General features: G+C 29.8%; 4 protein-coding genes. 3 read left to right on the forward strand and 1 reads right to left on the reverse strand.

Annotated elements, in window-relative coordinates; translation table 11 throughout:
* Positions 1-40 precede the first annotated feature (40 nt).
* The gene (locus tag Q1A15_RS09090) at positions 41-1,048 is read right to left on the reverse strand and encodes a beta-ketoacyl-ACP synthase III (RefSeq protein ID WP_299622108.1); all 1,008 of its coding nucleotides are present in this window, start codon (positions 1,046-1,048) and stop codon (positions 41-43) included.
* Between the two features lie 203 nt (positions 1,049-1,251).
* Between Q1A15_RS09090 and Q1A15_RS09095 the strand changes: the two genes are divergently transcribed.
* The 3 genes from Q1A15_RS09095 to Q1A15_RS09105 form a co-directional block, all read left to right on the forward strand.
* A complete protein-coding gene (locus tag Q1A15_RS09095) occupies positions 1,252-2,502 on the forward strand; it encodes an MFS transporter (RefSeq protein WP_299622111.1) in 1,251 nt (416 codons plus the stop codon).
* Positions 2,503-2,579: 77 nt separating this feature from the next.
* A complete protein-coding gene (gene htpG / locus Q1A15_RS09100) occupies positions 2,580-4,469 on the forward strand; it encodes a molecular chaperone HtpG (RefSeq protein WP_299622114.1) in 1,890 nt (629 codons plus the stop codon).
* A 165-nt stretch (positions 4,470-4,634) separates the two neighbouring features.
* On the forward strand, positions 4,635-6,617 hold a 1,983-nt coding region (locus Q1A15_RS09105), incomplete at its 3' end, for an InlB B-repeat-containing protein (RefSeq protein ID WP_299622117.1).

Here is a 6,617-nt window from a genome sequence, read left to right on the forward strand (position 1 = left end):
GAATGCTTTGACTTTTTTTATAATATTATGTTTCTTGTTATTACCAACGAATAACTACAGATCCCCAAGTAAATCCACTACCAAAGGCTGCTAAAACAACTAAATCATCTTCTTTGATTTTTCCTTCTTCCCAAGCTTCAGTTAAAGCAATAATAATAGATGCTGCTGTTGTATTACCGTAACGCATGATATTATTGTATACTTTATCATTAGATAATTCAAACTTCTTCTGAATAAATTGAGCTATTCTTAAATTAGCTTGATGAGGAATTAACATATCGATATCATCTTTCTGCAAACCGTTTGCTGTTAATCCTTCAATAATAGCTTCAGAAAAACGAACTACTGCATGTTTAAAAACAAACTGTCCGTTCATATGTGGAAAATATGAAGTATCCTCAGGATCATTAGCTTCTATAATTTCTGGCACCCAACGATTCGTTGATGGACCAATTAATGCTAATTCGCGAGCATGCTTTCCTTCAGAATGTAAATGAGAAGATAAAATACCTTTACCTTTTTCTTCTGTTCTAGATAATACTGCTGCTCCTGCCCCATCTCCAAAGATTACAGTTACTCCTCTACCTCTAGTAGATCTTTCTAAACCTCCAGAATGATTTTCAGAACCGATTACAAGAACATTTTTATACATTCCTGTTTTAATGAATTGATCTGCAACAGATAATGAATATATAAAACCAGAACATTGGTTACGTACATCTAACGCTCCAATCGTTGGCATATCTAACATATCTTGTATTTGTACTCCTCCTCCAGGAAAATACATATCAGGACTTAAAGTAGCAAAAATGATAAAATCGATATCATCTTTAGTTAATCCTGCTCTTTCGATAGCAATTTTAGCAGCCTTAGCTCCCATTACAGCCGTCGTATCTTCAGTTTTTGGGTCTATCCAACGACGCTCTTTAATTCCTGTTCTCTCCTGTATCCACTCGTCACTAGTTTCCATCCATTGTGTTAAATCATCATTTGTCACAACATTTTCAGGAACATAGTACCCTAAACCAGTAATTTTTGAATTATACATATATAATCTGTTATAATTTAGTTGTTTGCCAATTAACAGCTGGTAAAAGTATGAATTTTATAATATTCGAGCAAAAATGACTATGAACAAAATTTAAAAATGTCAAGGTGTCAGTAGAATTTTAATTTCTTATTTTTATTGTACTTTTATAAAGATAAAAGTTAATCCCTTAATTAATAAAAACATTTTCTTAAATTGAATTCATGAATTTCAGAAAAATACTTCAATTTACATTGTTGATTCTGGCTGCCGAAATAATTTATGCATTACCTTTTGTTTTGATAAGAATTTTTCGCCCAACATTTTTAGCAGCATTTGACATTGATAATAAAAGTATAGGTTTTTGTTTTTCTCTCTATGGAATCACTGCTATGATTTCTTATTTTATTGGTGGACTTATTGCTGATAAATTTCAACCTAAATATTTAATGAGCATTGCTTTATTATTAACAGGTTTGGGCGGTCTTGTTTGGGTATACTATCCTTCTTTAGAAACATTGTACCTTTTATATGTATACTGGGGAGTTACTTCTATTATGCTATTTTGGTCTCCTTTAATTAAATCTGTTCGTATTCTTGGTGAAAAAAAGAAGCAAATTTTAGCTTTTTCTATTGTTGAAGGTGGACGAGGATTAGTAGCTGCTATTATTGGTACTATTGGAATTATTGTTATAACCGCTATGATTCCTGATGAAGATTCTTCAAAAGAAATGTTACAAGGTGCTATGAACAAAATTTATTTAATAACATCTGTACTAATCATTTTGATGTCTTTTTTGATGTTATTGTTACCAAACTTTGGAGATACCTCTAAAATTATTTCAAAAAATAAAATTGGAGCTAACATTATAAAAGCTTTAAAGTATCCTGTAGTCTGGATTTTGATGGTTATTATACTTACTTCTTATATAGGATATAGAGTTGCAGATGTATTTACACAATATGCCAGTGAGATTTATGGCTACAATGCAAGAGAATCAGCAGAACTTGGAATAGTGTATTCTTATTTAAGACCTGTTGTTTGTATCTTGATTATATTCTTTGCTCGAAAAGCCAATCCATCTAAGTGGCTAATTATTGGATTTTCTGTAATGTCTTTTGGTAGTTTATTGTTAGTATTTAATGAAAAAGTATTACATCTATCTTTACTAATTCCTATTTTATCTGCACTTACTGGTACTTATACTTTAAGAGTACTTTATTTTACAGTATTAGAAGATGCTAAAATTCCGATAACCATTACAGGAACTGTTGTAGGAATATTATCTGTTGTTGGTTTTTCTCCTGATATCTTTTTAGGTTTTATTGAAGGATATTATTTAGATGAAGTTGGAGGTGTTCTTGGTTTCCAATTCTTATTTGTTTTCTTATTGGTAAGTTCTATTATAGGGCTCTTTGCCTCTATTTTATTTTATAACTCTATAAAATCTAGAAACAAATTACTGTCATCATGACATTTTTCACTTTTTGGTATTTTTTTTGACAAGCTTACCTTGTAAAATTTAGAATAAAAAATCAAATACATATCATTATGAGTAAAGGAAGCATTAATGTATCGGTAGAAAATATTTTCCCGCTAATTAAAAAATTCTTGTATTCAGATCACGAAATATTCTTACGTGAGTTAATATCTAATGCAACAGATGCTACTACTAAATTAAAGCATTTAATTTCTATTAGAGAAGCTAAAGTAGAATATGGAAATCCGCAAATAGAAATCAAGATTGATAAAGAAAACAAAACACTTCATATTATAGACCAAGGTCTAGGTATGACAGCTGAAGAAGTTGAAAAATATATCAATCAGATTGCTTTTTCTGGAGCTGAAGAGTTCTTAGAAAAATATAAAGATTCAAACAACGAAACAGGTGTAATCGGTCATTTTGGATTAGGTTTCTATTCTGCATTTATGGTTGCAGATAAAGTAGAAATTATCACTAAATCTTTTAAAGATGAAGCTGCTGCTCACTGGACTTGTGATGGATCGCCTGAATATACTTTAGAAGCACATGATAAAACAGAAAGAGGAACAGAAATCATTCTTCATATTTCTGAAGATGAAAAAGATTTCTTAGAAGATTCAAAAATTTCTGGGTTATTAACTAAATATAACCGTTTCAACCAAATTCCTATTAAATTCGGAACAAAGACTGAAGCGTTACCATTACCTGAAGGTGCTGCAGAAGATGCAAAACCAGAAACAAAAGAAGTGGACAACATCATTAACAATACTAATCCAGCTTGGACAAAAAAGCCTGCTGATTTAGAAGAAGATGATTATAAAAACTTCTACAGAGAATTGTATCCAATGCAGTTCGAAGAGCCTTTATTCAATATTCATTTGAATGTTGATTATCCTTTTAACTTAACTGGTATTTTATATTTCCCACGTTTATCTCAAAATATGGATATTCAAAAGGATAAAATTCAGTTATACCAAAATCAAGTATTTGTAACAGACAACGTAGAAGGAATTGTTCCTGATTTCTTACAAATGCTAAAAGGTGTTATCGATTCTCCAGATATTCCATTAAACGTTTCTCGTTCATATTTACAAGCAGATGGAGCTGTAAAGAAAATTTCTGGTTACATTACTAAAAAAGTAGCTGATAAACTTTCTTCTTTATTCAAAAAAGATCGTGAAGATTTTGAGCAAAAGTGGAATGATATCAAAGTAATTATTGAGTATGGTATGTTATCTGAAGATAAATTCTTCGATAAAGCTAAAAAGTTTGCCTTATACCCTACTGTAAATGATACTTTCTTTACTTATGAAGAGTTAATTGAGAAAACAAAAGATTCTCAAACTGACAAAGACGGAAATCATATCATATTATATGCTGCAAACAAAGATGCTCAGCATAGTTATATTGAAGATGCAAAAGCAAAAGGATACGAAGTTTTATTATTAGACTCTCCAATTGTTTCGCATTTAATGCAAAAATTAGAAACATCTTCTGGCGATGCCAAATTACAATTTAAGCGTGTAGATGCAGATCATGTAGATAATTTAATCAAGAAAGACGATACAGTAATTTCTAAACTTTCTGATGAAGAAAAAGAGAAATTAAAACCAGTTATTGAAGGTGCTGTAAACAACACTAGTTATACTGTTCAGTTAGAAGCTATGGATTCTTCTGCTTCTCCTTTCTTAATTACTGTTCCTGAATTTATGCGTAGAATGAAAGAAATGAGTGCTACTGGCGGCGGCGGAATGATGGGAATGGGTAATATGCCAGAAATGTATAACCTTGTGGTAAATACAAATCATGAATTAGTCTCTGATATTTTAAATGCTGATGAATCAAAACAAAAAGAATTAATTTCTCAAGCTTTTGATTTAGCTAAATTATCTCAGAACTTATTACATGGTGAAGAATTGACCAACTTTATCAAACGTTCTTATGATTTGATTAAATAAGGTTAAGACTCTTACAAAAACTAAAAAAATCTCTTTGTTATTAACAAAGAGATTTTTTTTGTGTGAAAAAACACTTTTTATAAAAAGTATCATCTTATTATAAATTAAACTTTCTAATCTGAGTTAATTGACTATTTTTGCGGCTTTTAAAATTAATCCCATTCTATGAAAAAAATCTATTTTATATTGCTATTATTAAGCACTGTATTTTCTATTAATGCACAGATTGTAAATATACCTGATGCTAATTTTAAAGATGCTTTATTAAATCACTCACCTGTTATTGATACTAATGTAGACGGTGAGATTCAGGTTTCAGAAGCAGAAGCTCTTACTTCCATATTAAAAATCTCTGATGGTTTTAGTACAAATATCAAAGATCTAACAGGTCTTGAAGCATTTATCAACTTAACTAATTTAGATCTATTCGGATTTTCTGGGTTAAACACTACCACTATTGATGTATCAAGCTTAACAGAACTAACGACACTATCGCTTCTTCATTGTAAATTGAGTTCTTTAGATGTTTCGCAAAACACAAAATTAACAAGCTTAACCTGTGGAAGTAATAATATTTCAAACATTGATATATCTAATAACCTTGATTTAGAAAAATTTAATTGTAGTGCCAATAATTTTATTTCTGTAAACTTATCAAACAATATTAAATTAGAAGATATAGATTTAGCTTTTAATCAAATTACTTCATTAGACTTAACTCCTAACACTTCTTTAATAAAAGTAAGTATTAGAAATAATAAGTTACAAAATTTAAATTTGAATAATGGAAACAATACTGCTATTACAAGTTTAGATGTTAGTAATAACTTGCTATCATGTATAAAAGTAGATAATGTTACTTTTTCCAGTCAAAATTCAAATTGGATTAAAGATGAATACCCTACTTATAACACTAGTTGCTCTGGAAATGAAGGACAAGCAATTGTTAACATTCCTGACGCTAATTTCAAAAAAATTCTTGTTGAGCTAACCACTTTAAATATAAACAATGATACTGAAATACAAGAATTTGAAGCTTATAACTACACAGGTGATTCTGATGATTTAAGAATTAATGATACTGAACTTATTGAAAATTTAACAGGTATTGAAGCTTTTATTCGAATCGGTCAATTATATTTAAATAACACTAAAGTTTCAGCCTTAGATTTATCAGCGAATAAAAGGCTCTATTATTTATCAATTCAATCGAATAAATCATTAATTAATTTAAACGTATCTCAAAACACTAATTTAAGAACAATACATTCTAGCTTTAACGATATCAGCCAATTAGATTTATCTAACAATATTAATTTAGAAACTTTTAGTACTACTTTTAATGATAATATTTCTAACATAGATTTATCAAACAACATTAATTTGAAATCTATCAGATTAAGAAGTAATCCAAAGTTAAAAGATTTAAATCTTGCAAACGGTAATAATACTAACATAACAAGTTTTTCTTCGAAATTTAATAATGCTTTATTTTGTATTCAAGTTGATAATGAAACTTATAGCATAAACAACTGGACTGATAAAGATGATCATTCTTCTTTTAATAATGATTGTTCAAATGTATTTACATTAACACTTAATTCATCTAATGGTTCAGTTGCTAAAACTCCTGATCCTGAAAATATAAATAATAATGACTACGATAATGGGACTAACGTAACATTAACTGCAACTCCTAACGCTGGTTATCAATTTGATGGTTGGTCAGGAGACGCTTCAGGAACTACAAATCCATTAACCATTACAATGGATGCCGATAAAACTGTAACTGCAGTATTTAGTAAAATTCAGCATACTTTAACTACGAATGCTACTAACGGAACTATTGCTAGAAATCCAAATACTCCATCTGCTGGAACTTATGATTTCGGAACGGATGTGGTTTTAACTGCAACTCCTAACGCTGGTTATCAATTTGATGGTTGGTCAGGAGACGCTTCAGGAACTACAAATCCATTAACCATTACAATGGATGCCGATAAAACTGTAACAGCAGTATTTAGTAAAATTCAGCATACTTTAACTACTAACGCTACTAAAGGAACAATTTCTAGAAATCCGAACACCCCAACTGCTGGAACTTATGATTTCGGAACTGATGTGGTTTTAACTGCAACTCCTAACGCT

This window comes from uncultured Tenacibaculum sp. (assembly GCF_947495995.1).
GTDB lineage: Bacteria > Bacteroidota > Bacteroidia > Flavobacteriales > Flavobacteriaceae > Polaribacter.

Excerpts from the sequence above, each read along its gene's own strand:
- Q1A15_RS09095 (WP_299622111.1), top strand. The coding sequence starts at position 1,252 with ATGAATTTCAGAAAAATACTTCAATTTACATTGTTGATTCTGGCTGCC.
- Q1A15_RS09090 (WP_299622108.1), bottom strand. The coding sequence starts at position 1,048 with ATGTATAATTCAAAAATTACTGGTTTAGGGTACTATGTTCCTGAAAAT.
- htpG (WP_299622114.1), top strand. The coding sequence starts at position 2,580 with ATGAGTAAAGGAAGCATTAATGTATCGGTAGAAAATATTTTCCCGCTA.